The sequence below is a fragment of the Nostoc sp. genome (genome assembly GCF_036917615.1).
In the GTDB taxonomy this organism is placed as follows: Bacteria; Cyanobacteriota; Cyanobacteriia; order Cyanobacteriales; family Nostocaceae; genus Nostoc.
This window is the reverse complement of the sequence record NZ_JBALCZ010000077.1, coordinates 121950-139845: the sequence shown is the minus strand read 5'-3', so window position 1 is coordinate 139845 and position 17896 is coordinate 121950. Positions and strand designations below refer to the sequence as shown.

Below are 17896 nucleotides of genomic sequence, written 5' to 3'. Positions count from 1 at the left end.
AAATTTAAGATGCGATCGCCAATTAGTAGGGACAATGAAATGACAGATAATACTTAATGTTAGGTAGATTTAGGGTTCAGACTATTAGAGCTATAGGTAAGTCTGCACCTGTGAATTATCGGATTTATAACAAACAAGAGGGGAAAACCAAAAATGATTATTTGCCAGAGATGATTGTTGAGGTTTTGACTTGGGGGTTAAGTCCAAAAACAGTAACTACTGACACTTGGTATTCGAGCCAAAAAAACCTAAAGTTCTTTATAGACTTGGAGTTAGGGTTTTTAACTGGAATAGCTAAAAATCGCTCATGTTCAGTTGATGGTAAAATTTTACCCAAGTCCAAAATCTAGAAATTCCAGAAACTGGTTTAATAGTGCATCTGAAAAAATTTGGTTGGGTGAAGGTATTTCGCAGGAGTTTCAAAAACGAAACTTCCAGATATTACATTATGTACATCTCTGAAAACGATGCACTCTCTTCAATCTCTAAAGCCGAATTTCAAGAATTACATTCAATACATTGGGTAATTGAGTGTTACCACAGAGCTATTAAACAAGTCTGTGGTATTGGTAAATTTATGGTAAGGACGACTGAGGCAGTCCTTACTCATTTTTTTAGTGCAATTCGAGCTTTTACACAATTAGAATTAATGCGCACAGAAGGGTTAATTGAAAATTGGTATGAACTCCAAAGAAATTTATCTCTTCAAGTAGCTCGTGCCAATGCCAAGCTGAAGCTTTGTTTTATCCGATTAATGCTCAAACGACTAGCTGCTAGCTAGAAAAAAGATATTAAATGGGTTCTATCATGATAGACAACAGATTTTCGTGTGTCATCTGCAACTATACACAGTAGAAATAAATGTGGTAGTCTGAACTACTAAACCACGGTAAAGAGATATAAATACCGTATTTTAGTTGATGTCTGGTAAAAAAAGGCACAGGGAAAAATTTTATGCCACTTCAGTTTGGAATTTGGTCGCCGGTCTGTGGTGGATGGTTGCGGGTTGTTAACCATGAGGCTAATTTATCTACTCAAGATTTGGTAAAGCTGGCAGTTCAGGCAGACGAGTTAGGTTATCACTTCTATTACATTCCTGAACATTACTTGAATGCAGTTCATGGGCCTAACTATAATGTCGCTGACGCCTGGATTACAGCAGCTTTAGCAAGTTTGAACACCAAGAATATCAAGATTGTTGCAGCTGTACAACCTGGTTTTAAATTGCCTGCGGTCGTTGCCAAGCTGAGTGCAAACATTCAAAATCAACTCAGTAATGGCAGATTCGCTCTGAGTGGTATTGCAGGTTGGTGGAAATTAGAAGTAGAAAGCTATGGAGATATCTGGCTACCCCACAGCGATCGCTACGCGCGATTAGAAGAATACATTAATGTAATCAAGGGGCTATGGACAGTTGAAGCTTTTAATTACGTCGGCAAATACTACACGATCGCGGGTGGTATTCTCTCAGATAAGCCTACACCAACACCACCCATTTTCATTGCTGGTGAATCAGACCGGGCGATTAACTTAGCGGCTCGTCAGGGAGATTATCTATTTATCAACGCTGATGATCCTGAAAAAACAGCAGTATTGGTGCAGAAAGTGAAAAGATTGGCTAGCGATCGCTACCAGCGTCAGATTAAAGTGGCAATGAGTGCGTTTGCGATTGTTCGTGAGCATACCGCCGAAGCCTAAGCCAGATTAGAAGCGATTTATCGTTCTGCGGATCAGCAGCAGATCAAATACTTTCAAGAGCAAATCGATCCTAACGTAGTTGCCCACAACAAACTAGATATCAGTTAAACCATTGAAGCCAATCTCGGTTTATCTGCTCAACTCGTTGGCGATCGCTATACTATCATTCAACGCCTGAAAGAATACGAAGCTGTTGGCGTTGACTTAATAGTACTCAAATTTGAATCTATGTTGGAAGACACTATTCGCTTCCACAAACTAGTTATCTCCGAATATACACAGCAGAACAGCTTAATTCCGTTGTAATTAAAAATCTTGCCCTACCCAGCATGAATAAGATTAAACTCGAAGATATTACCCTAAATCACATCAAAATTTTAAAAGCAGTAGATGACTGTGGTAGCTTCTCTAAAGCAGCACAAAAACTAGGGTATAGTCAATCATTAATTAGTAAAAAAGTCAAGCAAATAGAGGATTATTTCGGAGTAATTCTGCTAAATCGCTCTCCTGGCTCTATCGGCTTGACTAATAAAGGCAAGAAATTGATTTCTCAGACACTTAATCTAGTAGAAACTGTAGAAAATCTGCAAGAAGAATTTCAAGCAACATTTAGCGCTGAGGGCGAAGATTTGATATTGGGGGCTACTAATTTAATCTTAGAAGTTTGGCTCAAACAATATTTACAGCGATTTCAGCTTTGTTTTCCAGGGAGAAATATTAAAGAGATTGCAGTTCAGAATAGCATATTTTTCTCAAATTATCAACTTTTAGAGATGAATCTCTTGCTCAATAGTTGCTCTGGATATAAGGAAGAACACCACTGTACTAGATTAACAACTCATAAAATGCTGCTTGTCTCCTTTGGGGCAAATAAATATCTCAATGAGCAGAGCTTAGTTAAAATAAATGATATTGATCTAGCTGATATTGTACTTTTAGATGAGGTTCATCAGGAACTATCTAAAAAGGGATTTTTGATGAACAAATTAAGTGGTGTACAGGTGCTACACAGTTATCAAAATGTACTCAACTACGTTTCAGAAAATCAAAAAATAACGATTTTACCTGATTTTTGCCAAGCTGACATAATATCTCAATACCAAGTCATAACTCTCCCTATTCAAGATGTTAATGAATATAGAATTTATCTGCATGTTCCTCGCTTTAGTGAGTTGTTAATATCCGCAGAGGGTTTGGTGAGAAGTTTTAGACTCAATCAGGATAACTTAGAAAGTTTGCCTAAGGTAAATCTATTTTTAGGTAGCTGTTCTCCCAAAGAGGAAAATGTTCTATTGATGTAAGAACAACTCAAGTAAATCAGTTTTTTAATCCTGTATTTGGTAACCGCATCGATCCGACTCTCAAGCCTCAATGGTCTTGGTTACTCAAAACTTTAAATCGCAGGTTGGAAGGAAAATATGGCATTTCACTATTTGATGTAGATTTTTGGATAGATGATTATTTTTTAAGACTTGTCTACAATTTGCTGAATTTAGATTATCACTTTCATCAGGTTTCTTTTGCAAGTGAATTTTCTAGCAGCTATTTTGTCGAGGAACAATTTAGCAGACACATGAAAGTTCTCTATGATAAAGATAATCTACCGCTACAAGATGAAGACAGTAGTCACACAGCAATATTCAGTGTAGGATGAAAATCACGCAGAAACTACCTAATTTTGTTGCCATTATTTAATCAATTATGCCTGTTTATATTTTCCCTGATCGCTGACTAGATTAGGAATCAGACGTTTATATATTCTGTAGATAGAAATTAGTGAGATTACCGTAAATGAATTCTGCTAAGACTATTAAGCTATTGATAAAACAAGCAAAATACGCTGAAAACATAAGAAACTACCAGGAGGCGGAAGTCCTTTGGCTATCGGTAATCAAACAAAAACCGGATGATGTTTTAGCTTATGTGTGATTGGCAAAGCTGTTATCTGATCAGAATAAAACAGAAGCGGCGTTGAGAGTTTATCAACAAGCCCTCAAAATCGAGCCTAGCGTTCAGATATACACTGATTTAGGAATGTGGTTGTTAAATATACAAAAACCAGAAGAAGCGATCGCTACATTTCGTCAAGTAATTGCTCTTGAACCCAATGGGTATAATGAACATATATACAGAATGTTAGCTACAGCACTCATACAGCAGGGGAAACTTGATGAAGCTTTAGCTATTTGCCATCAAGTAATTGAACTTAATTATCACCTTCAAACCTGTTTAATTACTGGTGAAGCAATATATGACAAGCAGGAATTATCGTCTGTTATGGCTGCTTTTCGCCAATTCGCTGCAAAAGTTCAACCGAAGCCGATATCTGGCCTTTACTACAGACTAGGTAGTTATATATTATTTTATTACAGCGATAGAAAAGATGAAGCGATCGCTGCTTTTCAAGAAGCACTTAAACTGAATCCTGGTCATCAATACGCAGCACAAGCTTTAGCCATGATCGCTAACAAACAGCAGTAGGGGCAACATCCCCGCGATCGCCTGATTTTATTCAGGTAAACCCAGAGAGGTTGCCCCTAGACTTACAAAATTTTACTTAATAAAGTTTACTCAGCAGTGACGAGTTCAGTACTGCCGCGTGTCCGTCGCCGTGTGAGGCTGTTGTACAACATTACACCGATCGCCTTGATCAAATTGCCTTCCAATTCTTGGAACATCTTCATGTTCGTGCCAAAGGCGGCGTTAGCTTCATCAACGATGCGATCGGTTGTAGCATCGTCAAGGGGTAATTCATCCAAAGTTTGACGATATTTGGCTTTGAATGCCTTCTCATCAGGAATCTCTGGAAACTCATAAAAAGCTGTTCCTTGCCCATCAGACAAATTCATCGCTGTTACAGCAATATTTTTGAGAATTTGTCCCCCAGATAAGTCACCCAGGTAACGAGTATATGAATGGGCGATTAACAGTTCTGGTTCTGTTTGAGATATTTCCCTAATGCGCTGTACATAAGCTTCACCTGCGGGAGATAGTTTGATTTGCTCTTTCCAGTTGGCACCAAAGTAATAACTCAGGTCTTGCTCTAGGCTAGACTTGCGGTTTAGCTGAGGAAAGTTAATTTTAGAAAGAATTGGGTGCTGGCGATGCTTTTCCATTTCCTCTTCCATCGCTGAGTAGACGAAGTAAAAATTAGCAACTAGTTTCCGGTAAGAGTTTTTCTCGACTACTCCTCTTAAAAAGCACTTGACAAAACCTACATTTTCTGCCATCGTGTGGGCTTTCTTAGTGCCTACACGTAATTTGGTTGCTAAATTGCTGCTCATGCTAAATTTCTCAACTTTAAAAAGTTAACTGCCGGAGTTTTAATTCACTAACGGCTAAAGAAGCCATTAAAACGTTACCTTAAAACTATTTGATGAGAATTTATATTAAAATTTTTTAAGCTGTAAAGATTTTGTAGTTTTTTGCACAGCAACAAGGCTAAGGCAATAGAACTTTACATTTCGGTGTTTTGATTTTTTATATTAGCTAAATTTTGCTTTCATTCTCAGCTTTCCTGAAAAACACTTATCAGGGAACAGGGTAATATTTATTACAGCTTTTTTTCGTTAGTAGCATTGCAAAGTGTGAACTAATATATATCAAAATCAAGACGAAAGTTGAGGGTCTAAAAGCAATAATTAGCTACAATGTGAAGACTTTACTGAGAATGTAAAAACCAATACTGACTTTCATGAAAGATTTACAATCAAACAGGCAAATCTTAAGTATTATTACGTAAGTAAGCTTAATCTAGAATGAATTTCTAAAGAGACAAAGCATGTCGAAATTGGTGAATAAAGTCTTAAGTGCTATTTTCAGTGTGATTGTGTGGAGTGTTTAAAAATATGGTTTCATCTATAACTCGGACATTGGGCATTTCTGGGGGTTCTGCTTTTGAAGCTGATGGATTGGGCAAAGGGATTGAGAGCAGTTTTGCACTGAATTTAATCCCACTACCAGCAAATCCTTTATTTGGTACAGATGGGATTCGCGGACGAGTCGGAGAATTCCTGAGTGCGCCCCTAGCATTACAAGTTGGTTTTTGGACAGGGATTGTTTTACGTAACCATGCTACTCAAGTAGGGCCAGTCATTCTCGGACAGGACTCTAGAAACTCCAGCGATATGCTGGCAATGGCTTTGAGTGCAGGGTTAACAGCAGCAGGATTAGAGGTCTGGTATTTGGGATTATGTCCCACTCCTGGCGTTGCCTATCTCACCAGCATTAGTAATGCCATCGGCGGAGTGATGATTTCTGCCAGCCATAATCCTCCAGAAGACAATGGTATTAAGGTTTTTGATGCCGATGGTGGGAAGTTAGCGCAAATATTGCAGGCAGAAATTGAAGCCGGACTGCGTGGCAAGATATCACCTATTGCGATCAGTAATTGCGGACGGCATTACTCACGTTTCGAGTTAGTGGGGCATTATAGCGAGGCGTTGAAAAAACCCTTGAACAGTGCCCGAAATCTTCAAGGAATGAAGATTGTTTTAGACTTGGCGTGGGGAGCAGCAGTCGGGTTAGCACCATCAGTATTTACACAAATGGGAGCAGAGGTAATCTGCTTGCATAACGAAGCAGATGGCGATCGCATTAATGTAAACTGCGGTTCCACGCACCTAGATATTCTTTGTGCAACAGTACAAGAACACAACGCCGACATTGGCTTTGCCTTCGATGGCGACGCCGATCGCGTCTTAGCAGTAGACAATACAGGAAGGCAAGTTAACGGCGATTACATTCTCTACCTATGGGGACGCCAGTTACAACAAAACCAGCAACTGCCGAATAACCTGATTGTATCTACTGTCATGGCCAACTTAGGGTTTGAGAAAGCTTGGCAGCAAATTGGTGGTAACTTGATTCGCACCGCAGTCGGCGACCAATATGTGCAAGCCGAAATGTTGCGGACTGGGGGAATGCTAGGCGGCGAACAATCAGGTCATATTCTTTGCCGTCATTATGCTGTTACTGGAGATGGCTTATTAACAGCGTTACATATAGCAGCTTTGGTGAAACAGGCGGGTGTTCCCTTTAGCGAATTAGTAAATCAAAGCTTCCAGACCTATCCGCAATTGTTGCGGAACGTGCGAGTCATAGATCGCGATCGCCGTTTGGGATGGCAAGATTGCCAACCTCTCCAACAAGCGATCGCTCATGCTGAAGCTGCAATGGGTGATTCCGGCAGAATTTTGGTTCGCGCCTCTGGCACAGAACCAGTGATCAGGGTTATGGTGGAAGCTGCCAATGCCGACCTTGCTAGCCACTGGACAAATGAATTAGTTTCGCAAGTCCAGCAACACATAGCAGTCTAAGTTACTCCCTTCACCGTGTAAGATTACCTATCTACTTTTTCTTTTTCCTTCTCTTCTCTACGAGAGGCGCAAGGGACGCGTTTTCACGGTTCGTTAAATTAGGTATTCTTTGTGGGGAAGGGAGTAGCTACTATCTCACATTTCAAAAGTGCAGCTTTTTCGTCGTCACAACTTCTGCAAATTAACCAGCCTTGATCATCTGCGGAAGATGTAGTATTTGCATTTGCATTTTTACGTACATTGTAAACCTCTTTTATAACAAGGACAGAGGTCTGTATGTGTTCTTTCGTTATCTTATATAAGGTAATAAAATGCTTGTTTTTGTTATCCCACTTAAAAGTCCGCAAGTTTCCAATTCCTGGGAGCGTGTCACCCAATCATTTGAAAGATGCATCAAATCAATTTGCAATCAAACCTCTCCTGATTTTCATGCTATTGTCGTTTGCCATGAACAGCCAAAAATAGAATTTAATCATTCCCAGATTACGTATATTACAGTTGACTTTCCTCCTCCCAACGAGACAAACGCTATAGCTAGAGGAGACACAGATAAAGGGCGAAAAATCTTGAAGGGATTAATGTCTGCTCGTCAATTTTCTCCAACTCACACTATGGCAGTTGATGCAGATGATTGCATCAGTCAAAACTTAGCCGCCTTTATTAAGCAACATCCTAACTCTAATGGATGGTTTATCAATAAAGGTTATAAATATAAAGAAGGTAGTAAATATATATATATTAAAAGAAAAAATTTCTATTCAATGTGCGGCACATCCAATATTATCCGATATGACTTAAATTTCTTACCAGAAACCGCAGAATATAATCGGGGTTATGGATACTACAAATATTATATAGACCACGGTAAAGTCAGAGGCGTATTAGAAAACAAAGCTAAACTTATTGAACCATTACCATTTCCTGGAGCAGTTTACATTGTAGAAACAGGAGAAAATCTTTTTTATGGTTCAATGAAGTTAAACTTCAATATTTTTGATCGAAAATCCTTAACTCAATCAGTTAAGGATGAATTCAGCTTGTACACGCTATAGCCATTCCAATTCATTTGTATGTAAGCTATAGATATTTTTTAAGGCTGATAGGCTACAGCGCCACTATGCCGAAATCCAAGTCAAAAAATAAAAAATCAAAAAAACAGGCTAAAAAAGAAACTCCTACTCTTAGCCTCAAAGAACAGTTAGCCCAAAAGCGCAAAGCAGCCCAAGCACGTAAAGAATTCACTAGCTTACTCACCACTGCCACCTTTGGCGGTGTCTTCTTTGGCATTCTGCTTTTTTTCGTAGGTGGAATTAAAGCGGCAGTTCCTGGTGTTTTGGGGATACTCGTCATATCTTTTTCCTATAAATACCCGCGCCAAGCGCTATATGCCTTCATCATTTACGTACCTATTGGGGGTACTATCACCTACTACTTGGGCAATAGTCCCATACTCCAATTAGCTAAAGATGCTTTTTACGTTCCAGCGCTAATTGGACTTTGGCAGACTTGCCGTAAACAGGGGCTACCCCTAATTATTCCCCAAGGCATTAAAATCCCACTTTATATTGTTTTGGGTAGCAGTCTGTTAACGCTGTTGTTCGTTAATGGTGGTCAGCAGCTTAACCCGCCTAGTGTGGGGCTATTGGAAAAAGCATCCAAAGAAATACCCTTAGGCATGGGAATTTTAGGACTGAAAGTATTTTTAGGCTATGTCCCCCTGATTGGTTGTGCCTACTATCTAATTCGCGATAAGCGGGATTTACTATTTTTATCGCGCCTCCAGATTGTCCTGACACTGATTTGCTGTGTGCTGGGATTTATTCAATACCTGTTACTACTAACTGGTGTATGTCATGGCACTAGAGGTCTTGAAGGAAATGCCCTATTTGTCACATCACTAGAAGCCCGGTGTTATTTTGGTGGAGCGCTCTTATATAGTCCCGAAGAAGGGGTTATTCGCCTACCAGGTACATTTGTAGCTCCTTGGCAGTGGGCATGGTTCTTAATTGCTAGCACCTTTTTTACCTTTGCCACCGGCTTCACCGACCCTTCCCTAATATGGCGGCTGGTCGGTTTAGGTTCTTTAGTGACAGTCTTTATCAATGCTGTAATCTCTGGACAGAGAATCGCCTTAGCCTTAGTACCAATCTGCTTCGGGATTTTACTATTGCTTACTGGTCAAATTGGCAACCTTAAACGATTTATCCCCATAGGGATAGGACTTGCCCTAGTTTTGGGAATTGCGATTGTGACTAACCCTGTTGTCGTGCAAGAGAGAACCGAGAGTTTTACAGGTCGATGGGAGGCTTCACCACCTCAAGATTTTATCGTCCAGCAATTTGAAGAGAATTGGAAAAACGTAGACGGGCCATTGGGAAGTGGCTTAGGTCGAGCAACTAACTCTGCCCGTGTAATGGGTAAAACTAAGCTTGTGGAAACCTACTACCCCAAAGTCCTTTTTGAAGTTGGAATTTTTGGATTACTAGGTTTTCTGAGTTTGGTCACTAGTTTAACAATTATTGGCTTTAAAACCTATCGCTCCATAAAGAACCGTAATTTCCGCAGTTACGGAGCAGCTTTGTGGGTGTTTATATTGTTTATTAGCTACAACACCTACTACTATCCTCTGGATGTTGATCCGGTTGCTGTCTATTATTGGTTTTTTGCGGGAGTTCTTTTTAAATTACCAGAATTGGAGAAACAAGATAAGGAAGATGCCGACCCTCAGCAAAAAAACCAGAAAAAACGTCTAAAAACAATTTAAATGAAATAAAAATGGTAAAAGTTATCATAGGAGGTCAAAAACACCTCAGCATTCCAAACCTACCTCGAAATTCTCGGCATACACTCATCCGTCCTAAGCCTTTTCCTGCAGGCAGATATCCTATAGAAAAAATTTGGTATCCTTTAGGCAGCTTTATGGCTTGGCAACCTGTATGGGAAAGATACCAAGCAATTCATTCTTTCAACAGAATTTTATATACAAATAAACCTTGGTTTCTCACCTTTGAGGATCATCGTGTTTTATATAGAAATCCTCAGAATCAATGTGAAGCTGCAATTTATGAATTATTAAATAATCGATTAGCATTAGAAAATTGCCAAAAGATTATCGCTATCTCTGATTATGCCAAGTTGAGATTAATTAAACGGATAGAAGGTTGGAAGATAGAAGAAAAAGTAAGTAAGAAAGTGGATGTAATCCATCCTAACTTTCCAGTCAGGGTTAACCAATCGAAACTTTATCAAGAGCCGCAAAATCTCCAGCTTATATTTATCGGAAATCACATTGCCCGCAAAGGCGGGGTTGTTGCTTTAAGACTTGCCAAGAAAGCTGAAAAATTAGGTTTACCTATTACTGTACATATAATTTCGGAACTAGCACATGGTTCAGGAGTGCCGACAGATTTCCCCGATCGCACCAAATATGTAGAGGATTTAAAATTGCTGGATTTAAACAACGTTGTCTTTCATAAAAACATTCCTAATGAAAAAGTAATTCAGTTATTATCGCAAAGTCATTTTCAATTAATGGCGACATTACATGATACTTATGGCTATAGTATCATTGAAGGATTTTCTGTTGGCACTCCGGCAATTACGACAAATGTATGCGCCTTACCAGAATTTATTCGTCATGGGGAAAATGGCTATATTTTAGAATTACCAATTAATGAAATCAGGCACTGGAGTAATTGGCAGCAAGGAGATAAAACCAAAAGTAATGAATATTGGGAAATTGTTAATAGCACCTATGACTATTTGGCAGAGCAAGCATTGCAACAAATCATTCAATTTCTTGAAAGAACCGATAAACGAGAACATTATGAATTTTTAAGTGCAGGAGCATTAACTCAAGCGCAAATTGTGCATAACTCAGAAAAGCAAAATGAGTTATTTGATAATCTCTATGCAGCAGCAGTGTAAACAATTGACTGAATGTGAATTCTGACTTTTTAGGTGATGCGGAAAAACCCACACCCAACCTAACCACCGGGCAAGCTTCCCTACTAGGGAAGGGGAAAAATTCAAAGTCTCTCCCCTAAAAAGGGAGAGGTTGGGAGACAGCTTTTCCAGAACCCGTAAAAAGTCAGAATGTAAATTAAAACAATGGCAGCTTACTGAAGCTAATGAAAATTAATTTTTACAAGGCTATTATAGAAATAGTAAAATTACTTAATAAAGATCATGCATAATTATCCATTAATTACTGTAGTAATCCCGACCTATGGTCGAGAGGAAGCGCTACGCGATAGCATTGTGGATGTCTTAAAACAGGACTATCCAAATTTTGAAGTTTTGGTGGTAGACCAAACCCCAAAACACCAAGCAGAGATTCAAGCCTACCTAGAAGAGATGGCGGGGGCAGGTAAAATTAAATGGTTGCGCTTAGATTGGGCAAGTTTGCCAGGGGCGCGGAATTATGCTGTCCGGCGGTCATCTGGTGAAATAATATTGTTTATTGATGATGATGTTCAGTTAACCGCTGGATTGTTAGCAGCCCATGCAAAAAATTATTTGCAAAACCCAGAGGTGGGGGCTGTGGCCGGACGGGTATTTGACAGAATGAAATTGGGTGATTCTGGAGGAGATTTAGAGATTGAATATCTGCCTCCCCAAGCTATGGACCCAGGAATTGCTTGGTATCATATTGATTTAGTACATACCATCAAACCCCAGCAAGTACTAACAGCGAGGGGTTGTAATATGTCTTTTCGCCGCGAAATTTTTACTAAGTACGGGCTGAGGTTTGATGAGAGGTTTGGTGGTAGTGCAGTGCGCGAAGAGTCAGATTTTTGTTTGCGGGTGCGACAGACGGGATATAAGATTTGGTACGACCCAGAGGCCCATTTGGTGCATTTAGGCGAAGAAACAGGGGGTTGTCATGATATTAGTATGCGATCGCTAAAATATCAACTCACCTTTTACCACAACCATTTTTTACTGGGGCTGAAAAACCTTACTCCTACTCAAGCTTTACGCTTATACGGCCGTTTATTTGACTGTCACGTCTTGGGACACCCACCTTGCAACAAAAGCGGTTCCCCCATCAAAATTGCCACTCGGGCTTTTTTCTACATTTTGGGTTTTTTCAAAGCCTTGAGTACTTTCATCCAATCAATATGGAACGATGGTCAAATTTACAGTCGATTGGATGAACAAGTTTAGTTAGGAGTTAGGAGTGAGGAGTTAGGAGTTAGGAGTTAGTAAATAACAAAGGACAACTGACAAAGAATAAATAACAATTAATAAATATCAATGAAAATCTTAGTTGCTAGTCACACTTATATCGTAGACCTCAACTGTGAAAAATTACGCGCTTTATCTCAACTAGAACCGGGAGTTGAAGTGACAGTTGTAGTCCCAAAACGCTGGAAACCAGGTGGCGTGCAAAACAGAATCATTGAAACGGAATACCGTGATGAAGGCACATTTAGAATAGTTCCAGTTTCTAATTTTAGTCAAAATCATCAGGGACTCCTTACCTTTGGTGCTGATTTGATATCTTTGTTAAAACAATTTCGTCCCCAAGTCATCCAGGTAGAACAAGGGTCTAGAGCATTGGCTTATACTCAAATGATTGCTTTAAATAAGCTATTAAAACTCAAGGCCAAAAATGTATTTTTTACTTGGTGGAATCTTCCCTATGAACTGAAACCTCCAGTTTCTTTGTTAGAAAAATATAACCTCAACCACAGCCACGGCATAATTTCTGGCAATCAGGATGGAGCAGAAGTTTTACGGCAACGAGGATATCAAGGAGCAATTAAAATTATGCCACAACTGGGCGTAGATGAAAATCTATTTACTCCCAAAGTCCAACCAGAATTAGCAGTTAATTTGGGCATTAGAAAAAGAGATTTTGTGGTAGGCTTTGTTGGGCGATTTGTGCAAGAAAAGGGTTTATTAACACTTTTACAAGCCTTAATCAGTTTGAAAAAGAAACCTTGGAAATTACTACTACTGGGACGCGGAGAGTTACAAACTGAATTAATCAAAATAGCGGTAGATAACAATATTAAAGAAAGGTTAATTTTGGTAGAAAGTGTCCCTCATGACAAGGTGACAAACTATATCAATTTAATGAGTACTTTGGTACTGCCTTCAGAAACAACTTTTAAGTTTAAAACCTTAACTTCTATTGGTTGGAAAGAACAATTTGGTCATGTGCTAATTGAGGCAATGGCTTGCCAAGTACCTGTAATTGGTTCTGATTCTGGTGAAATTCCTTATGTAATTGGCGATGCTGGTTTAATATTTCCCGAAGGTGATGCTCAAGCCCTTGCTAATTGCTTAGTTCAATTAATAGATAAACCCTATTATGCTAACACTCTGGGGGAAATGGGTTATAAAAAGGCAATGATTAAATACACAAATAAAGCTTTGGCTAAACAGCAATTAGAGTTTTATCAAGAATTGGTTAATAGTCATTAGTCACTTGTACTGAGCGTAGTCGAAGTATTGGTCATTGGTTATTGGTCATTAGTGAATAACAAAAGACAACTGACAACTGACAACTGACAACTGACAACTGACAACTGACAACTGACAACTGACAACTGACAAGGGACAAGGGACAAAAGACAACTGACAAGGGACAAAAGACAAGGGACAAAAGACAACTGACAAGGGACAAGGGACAAGGGACAAATCACAAATTACAAGAAAATGAAAATATTACAAATTGTTCCCTCAATTTCTCTGATTTACGGCGGGCCTAGTCAAATGGTACTAGGATTAGCTCCAGCGTTGGTAAAAGAGGGAGTAGAAGTTACAATTCTCACAACTGATAGTAATGGTGATAATGGTCAAACACCTCTGGATGTTCCTTTAAATCGCCCAATTGAACAAGATGGCTATGAAATAATTTACTTTCGTTGTGCCCCGTTTCGTCGCTACAAATTTTCCCTAGATTTATTAAACTGGCTAAAATGTCATGCTCACGAGTTTGACATCGCACATATTCATGCTTTATTCTCCCCAATAATTAGTGCTGCTGCTATTGTGTGTCGTCAGCAAAAGCTACCTTATATTTTCCGTCCTTTGGGTACTCTCGATCCGGCTGATTTACGCAAAAAAAAGCAATTAAAACAGCTTTATGTCGCAATTATAGAACGTCAAAATTTAGCTGGTGCGGCGGCTATTCATTTTACCAGCGATCAAGAAGCTAAAATATCAGAAAGATTTGGAGTATCTACGCCAGATTTGGTGATTCCTTTGGGTGTGATCCCCCCTCAATCCCCCCTTAAAAAGGAGGGAAGTGTTGTATCTGATCAGTTGCAAATACCAAAGGATGTGCCTTTAGTGCTGTTTATGTCACGAATTGACCCGAAAAAGGGGTTAAATTTGTTGATTCCAGCGCTAGAGAAGCTGTTAGCGGTTGGTTATAAATTTCATTTTGTTTTAGCTGGAACAAATCCCCAAGATCCAGATTACGAACAAAAGATAATATCCCAAATTCAAAATTCACCACTGCGATCGCACACTACAATTACTGGCTTTGTTACTGGTAAACTAAAAGTTAGTTTACTACAAGCTGCTGATTTATTTGTCTTGCCTTCCTACTACGAAAATTTTGGGATTGCTGTAGCTGAAGCGATGGTTGCAGGTGTACCCGTGGTAATTTCTGACCAAGTGCATATTTGTCAACAGATACGTGATAGCGAGTCGGGTTGGGTGGGTGCAACAGATGTCCAAGCACTAGTAGAGTTACTGCAAGAAGCTTTGCAAAATCCCGCAGAACGCCAACGACGCGGATTAAACGCCCAAAAATATGCATTGGAAAATTTTAGCTGGGATGCGATCGCTAGGCAAACAATCCAAGCCTACCAGAAAATTCTGGCAAACAAATCAATTTAACCCAACGCAGACAATAGCAGTTTTTGCCAAATAGGCGCTAGAAGTGCTTTGACAACGATATCCGCAATCACAAAACCAATCCCAATTAACATATAAGTTTTAGGAAAGGGAGACTTAGGAACTTCGCCTCTGATACGAGTTACTAGATTTAATCCTAATGCAGCTAAAGCCACCCCAGTTGCGATAAACCCCATTATCCGCAAAATAGACCAGGGATACCACCCTAAAATAGCTGCTAACCAACGTTTAGCACTAACTTTCACAAATTCTGCAACATAAAAATTCATGTAGTTCAGCATCCAAGTGCCAAATATCAATGCCACACTACTTAAGGTAACAACGCAGAGAATACAAAAAATCCCGTAGTACAATAAATGCGCTGGTAAAAATAAACTGAGTGAACCTTCTGAACCTTCTCCCGTGCGAATCCAGTGCAACATTTCCGTAGTGTATGACTGTCCCCGAAGAATATTTTTTGCTGCTGTTTGTGGTACAATCATTGTTGCTACAATTACGGCAATACTCTGCAACACTCCCCAGAATAACATCCACCAAAAAGCACTTTTATATTGTTGACGACGCACATGTAAAAAGAAAATGGGATAGGGGACAGCAGCACCGAAAATCGGCATCAACCAGGGAATTCCAAAAACAAAACTCGCAGTTGTGCTGAGGATAACACCAATAACCAAAAATATTACTATCATCATCAGTTATTCAAAAATAAAAGAGACTGGGTACTGGGCACTGAGAGAGTATTCAAAAATATGTTCTTTGAAAAGCCCTGGTGATAATTTTAGAGCTTGTCAGCTAATCCCTAGTTCCTAATACTTCGGCTTACCTCGGCTCCGCTCGGCACAAGTAGCTCAGTACAAGTCCCCAGTCCTTTTGACTGCCAATTTTAGATTAAAGAAGAAAGAATTATTTGGTTCATGCCCCGTGCATTGTGGGCGGAATAAATCCAAAATCCAAAATCCGTCTTGAAAAGTTTGCCACGGAGGGAAACCCTCCTTACAACTTTTCGCAAAATCCAAAATTGATTGACTAATCTTTACCTCCCCGATCTATTATCCAAGAGTGGTGACAACCTAAAATTTTGTTTCAAACCGCTAAAGCCCGATTGGGAAATAGGGGTTTTATGTCATGATGGCAAAGTAGAACACATATGCTTTTTTAACTACAGGGAATCTCACATGGCTCTCCGTCTAGGTGACACAGTACCCAACTTTACGCAAGCCTCAACACACGGCGACATCGATTTTTACGAATGGGCAGGTGACAGCTGGGTTGTGCTGTTCTCTCACCCTGCTGATTTTACACCTGTTTGCACAACAGAACTTGGCACAGTTGCCAAGCTAAAACCAGAATTTGACAAGCGCAATGTCAAAGCGATCGCACTTAGCGTTGATAACGTTGAATCCCACAAAGGCTGGGTGGGAGACATTGAAGAAACTCAAAGCACCACCCTTAACTACCCAATTTTGGCGGATGCGGATCGCAAGGTTTCTGACCTTTACGACATGATCCACCCGAATGCTAATGCGGCTGTGACAGTGCGATCGGTTTTCGTGATTGACCCCAACAAGAAACTTCGTCTCACTTTTACCTACCCTCCCAGCACAGGACGTAATTTTGATGAACTTTTGCGGGTAATTGATTCTCTGCAATTGACTGATAACTACAGTGTGGCGACACCAGCTGACTGGAAAGATGGAGAGGATGTCGTAATTGTCCCCTCACTCAAAGATCCAGAAGTACTCAAACAGAAATTCCCCAAAGGTTATGAGGAAGTCAAACCCTATTTGCGGGTAACTCCTCAGCCTAACAAGTAAATCTGAAAATGATTTCGGATAAAAAAGCAAAGACGCCAAGATATAACTTTGCGTCTTTGTTTCTTTGCGTGAGAATATAGTTACTCGGCTAGGCATCCGAACCTGGAGGAAATCTCGATGTTTTCATCCCCTTTGGTTTTGCAAATTCCGTCATCAATGCAAATGACAGACGAACAATTTTTTGAATTCTGTCAGGTGAATCGTGACTTACGCATTGAGCGGAATAAATTTGGAGAATTGCTAATTATGCCTCCTACTGGTTCAGAGACAGGAAATCGACAAGGTAACATATTGGGACAATTGTGGGTTTGGTCGGAACAAGATGGTACAGGTATAACTTTTAGCTCTAGTACCGGATTTAAGTTATCAACAGGTGCAGAACGCTCTCCAGATGCTTCCTGGATTAAACTAGAACGGTGGAATGCTCTTTCAGCAGAACAACAAGAAAAATTTGCACCCATTTGTCCAGATTTTGTAGTCGAACTCAAATCTCCCAGCGACAACCTCCAAACTTTGAAAGAAAAAATGGAGGAATATATGAAGGAGCCAGGAATACACTTAGCCTGGTTGATTGACCGTAAGCAGCGTAAAGTTTATATTTATCGTCCTGGATTGCCAGAGGAATGTTTGGATAATCCTGCTATCGTTAGTGGCGAGTCCGTATTGCCTGGGTTTATTTTGAATATGAGTAAAGTTTGGTAGAGAAAATTTTATAAAGCAGTTTAACTATTCACAAGCAACAAGGTTATAAATGTTAACTAGTGTTGAAGGGACATATCGTAATGGTCGAATGGAACTTACTGAACAACCTACCGATGTAGATGAAGGAACGCGAGTAATTGTGACTTTTATCAGGTCGGATGACATTGACCTAGCCTCTCAAGGAATTAACGAAGCGCAGGCTGAGATTTTGCGATCGCATCTAGCAACCTTTGCAGATGACTGGGATAGCCCGGAGATGAGTATCTATGACAACTATGACGCAGCCAAAACCAGAATTGGTATTAGTACAATGCAGTTCAGTTAAGGCTGAGACTCTTTGTAAAAATAAATTTTTTGAACGTAGACGCGGAGCGGCTTGCCGCAGGCTACCGCATTCGCGCAGCGTCTCGTAGAGAAGGACGCAAAGGACACAAAGAGAAGAAATTAAATGCTTAACTGAACTGTATTGGGTATTAGTACAGCATT

The 17896-nt window shown here is 39.8% G+C and carries 15 protein-coding genes and 1 pseudogene; 14 read left to right on the top strand and 2 right to left on the bottom strand.

Going from position 1 to position 17896, the window contains the following annotated elements; genetic code table 11:
• Positions 1 to 95 precede the first annotated feature (95 nt).
• The 4 genes and pseudogenes from V7K85_RS28030 to V7K85_RS28015 all read left to right on the top strand — a co-directional run.
• Positions 96 to 781, top strand: a pseudogene (locus V7K85_RS28030) (transposase); the annotation flags it as partial.
• Positions 782 to 954: 173 nt separating this feature from the next.
• Positions 955 to 1698, top strand: coding sequence for an LLM class flavin-dependent oxidoreductase (locus V7K85_RS28025; RefSeq protein WP_334818645.1), 744 nt, complete (start codon positions 955 to 957; stop codon positions 1696 to 1698).
• Between the two features lie 329 nt (positions 1699 to 2027).
• Positions 2028 to 2999: a LysR family transcriptional regulator gene (locus tag V7K85_RS28020; RefSeq protein ID WP_334818644.1), complete on the top strand. Its 972-nt coding sequence runs from the start codon at positions 2028 to 2030 to the stop codon at positions 2997 to 2999.
• 628 nt (positions 3000 to 3627) lie between these two features.
• Positions 3628 to 4179: a tetratricopeptide repeat protein gene (locus V7K85_RS28015; protein WP_334818642.1), complete on the top strand. Its 552-nt coding sequence runs from the start codon at positions 3628 to 3630 to the stop codon at positions 4177 to 4179.
• Positions 4180 to 4265: 86 nt separating this feature from the next.
• Here V7K85_RS28015 and V7K85_RS28010 read toward each other — a convergent pair whose 3' ends face one another.
• The gene (locus V7K85_RS28010) at positions 4266 to 4982 is read right to left on the bottom strand and encodes a biliverdin-producing heme oxygenase (RefSeq protein ID WP_334818640.1); all 717 of its coding nucleotides are present in this window, start codon (positions 4980 to 4982) and stop codon (positions 4266 to 4268) included.
• A 564-nt stretch (positions 4983 to 5546) separates the two neighbouring features.
• Between V7K85_RS28010 and glmM the strand changes: the two genes are divergently transcribed.
• The 7 genes from glmM to hpsP all read left to right on the top strand — a co-directional run bounded on the left by glmM (position 5547) and on the right by hpsP (position 14876).
• Positions 5547 to 7016, top strand: a complete 1470-nt coding sequence (gene glmM / locus V7K85_RS28005) for a phosphoglucosamine mutase (protein ID WP_334818638.1) — start codon at positions 5547 to 5549, stop codon at positions 7014 to 7016.
• Positions 7017 to 7327: 311 nt separating this feature from the next.
• Entirely contained in the window at positions 7328 to 8068 is a 741-nt protein-coding gene (locus V7K85_RS28000; RefSeq protein ID WP_334818636.1) for a glycosyltransferase family 2 protein, read from the top strand.
• 65 nt (positions 8069 to 8133) lie between these two features.
• Positions 8134 to 9780 (top strand): hormogonium polysaccharide biosynthesis protein HpsL, encoded by a 1647-nt coding sequence (hpsL, locus tag V7K85_RS27995; RefSeq protein ID WP_334818634.1) that lies wholly within the window; start codon positions 8134 to 8136, stop codon positions 9778 to 9780.
• A gap of 11 nt (positions 9781 to 9791) precedes the next feature.
• Complete coding sequence (locus tag V7K85_RS27990) at positions 9792 to 10943, top strand: glycosyltransferase family 4 protein (RefSeq protein WP_334818632.1); 1152 nt, start codon at positions 9792 to 9794, stop codon at positions 10941 to 10943.
• A gap of 261 nt (positions 10944 to 11204) precedes the next feature.
• Positions 11205 to 12185 (top strand): hormogonium polysaccharide biosynthesis glycosyltransferase HpsN, encoded by a 981-nt coding sequence (hpsN, locus tag V7K85_RS27985; protein WP_334818630.1) that lies wholly within the window; start codon positions 11205 to 11207, stop codon positions 12183 to 12185.
• Between the two features lie 90 nt (positions 12186 to 12275).
• Positions 12276 to 13451: a hormogonium polysaccharide biosynthesis glycosyltransferase HpsO gene (hpsO, locus tag V7K85_RS27980; RefSeq protein ID WP_334818629.1), complete on the top strand. Its 1176-nt coding sequence runs from the start codon at positions 12276 to 12278 to the stop codon at positions 13449 to 13451.
• A 234-nt stretch (positions 13452 to 13685) separates the two neighbouring features.
• A complete protein-coding gene (hpsP, locus tag V7K85_RS27975) occupies positions 13686 to 14876 on the top strand; it encodes a hormogonium polysaccharide biosynthesis glycosyltransferase HpsP (RefSeq protein WP_334818628.1) in 1191 nt (396 codons plus the stop codon).
• Here the strand turns inward: hpsP and V7K85_RS27970 are convergent.
• Complete coding sequence (locus V7K85_RS27970) at positions 14873 to 15586, bottom strand: hypothetical protein (protein ID WP_334818627.1); 714 nt, start codon at positions 15584 to 15586, stop codon at positions 14873 to 14875. The genes hpsP and V7K85_RS27970 overlap by 4 nt on opposite strands.
• Before the next feature lie 483 nt (positions 15587 to 16069).
• On the opposite strand from V7K85_RS27970, the gene V7K85_RS27965 reads away from it, so the two are divergent.
• From V7K85_RS27965 to V7K85_RS27955, 3 genes are all read left to right on the top strand, one after another.
• Positions 16070 to 16708, top strand: a complete 639-nt coding sequence (locus V7K85_RS27965; protein WP_334691752.1) for a peroxiredoxin — start codon at positions 16070 to 16072, stop codon at positions 16706 to 16708.
• Between the two features lie 117 nt (positions 16709 to 16825).
• Positions 16826 to 17410, top strand: a complete 585-nt coding sequence (locus tag V7K85_RS27960) for a Uma2 family endonuclease (RefSeq protein ID WP_334818625.1) — start codon at positions 16826 to 16828, stop codon at positions 17408 to 17410.
• A gap of 49 nt (positions 17411 to 17459) precedes the next feature.
• Positions 17460 to 17735 (top strand): hypothetical protein, encoded by a 276-nt coding sequence (locus tag V7K85_RS27955; RefSeq protein WP_334818623.1) that lies wholly within the window; start codon positions 17460 to 17462, stop codon positions 17733 to 17735.
• The last annotated feature ends 161 nt before the right edge of the window (positions 17736 to 17896 follow it).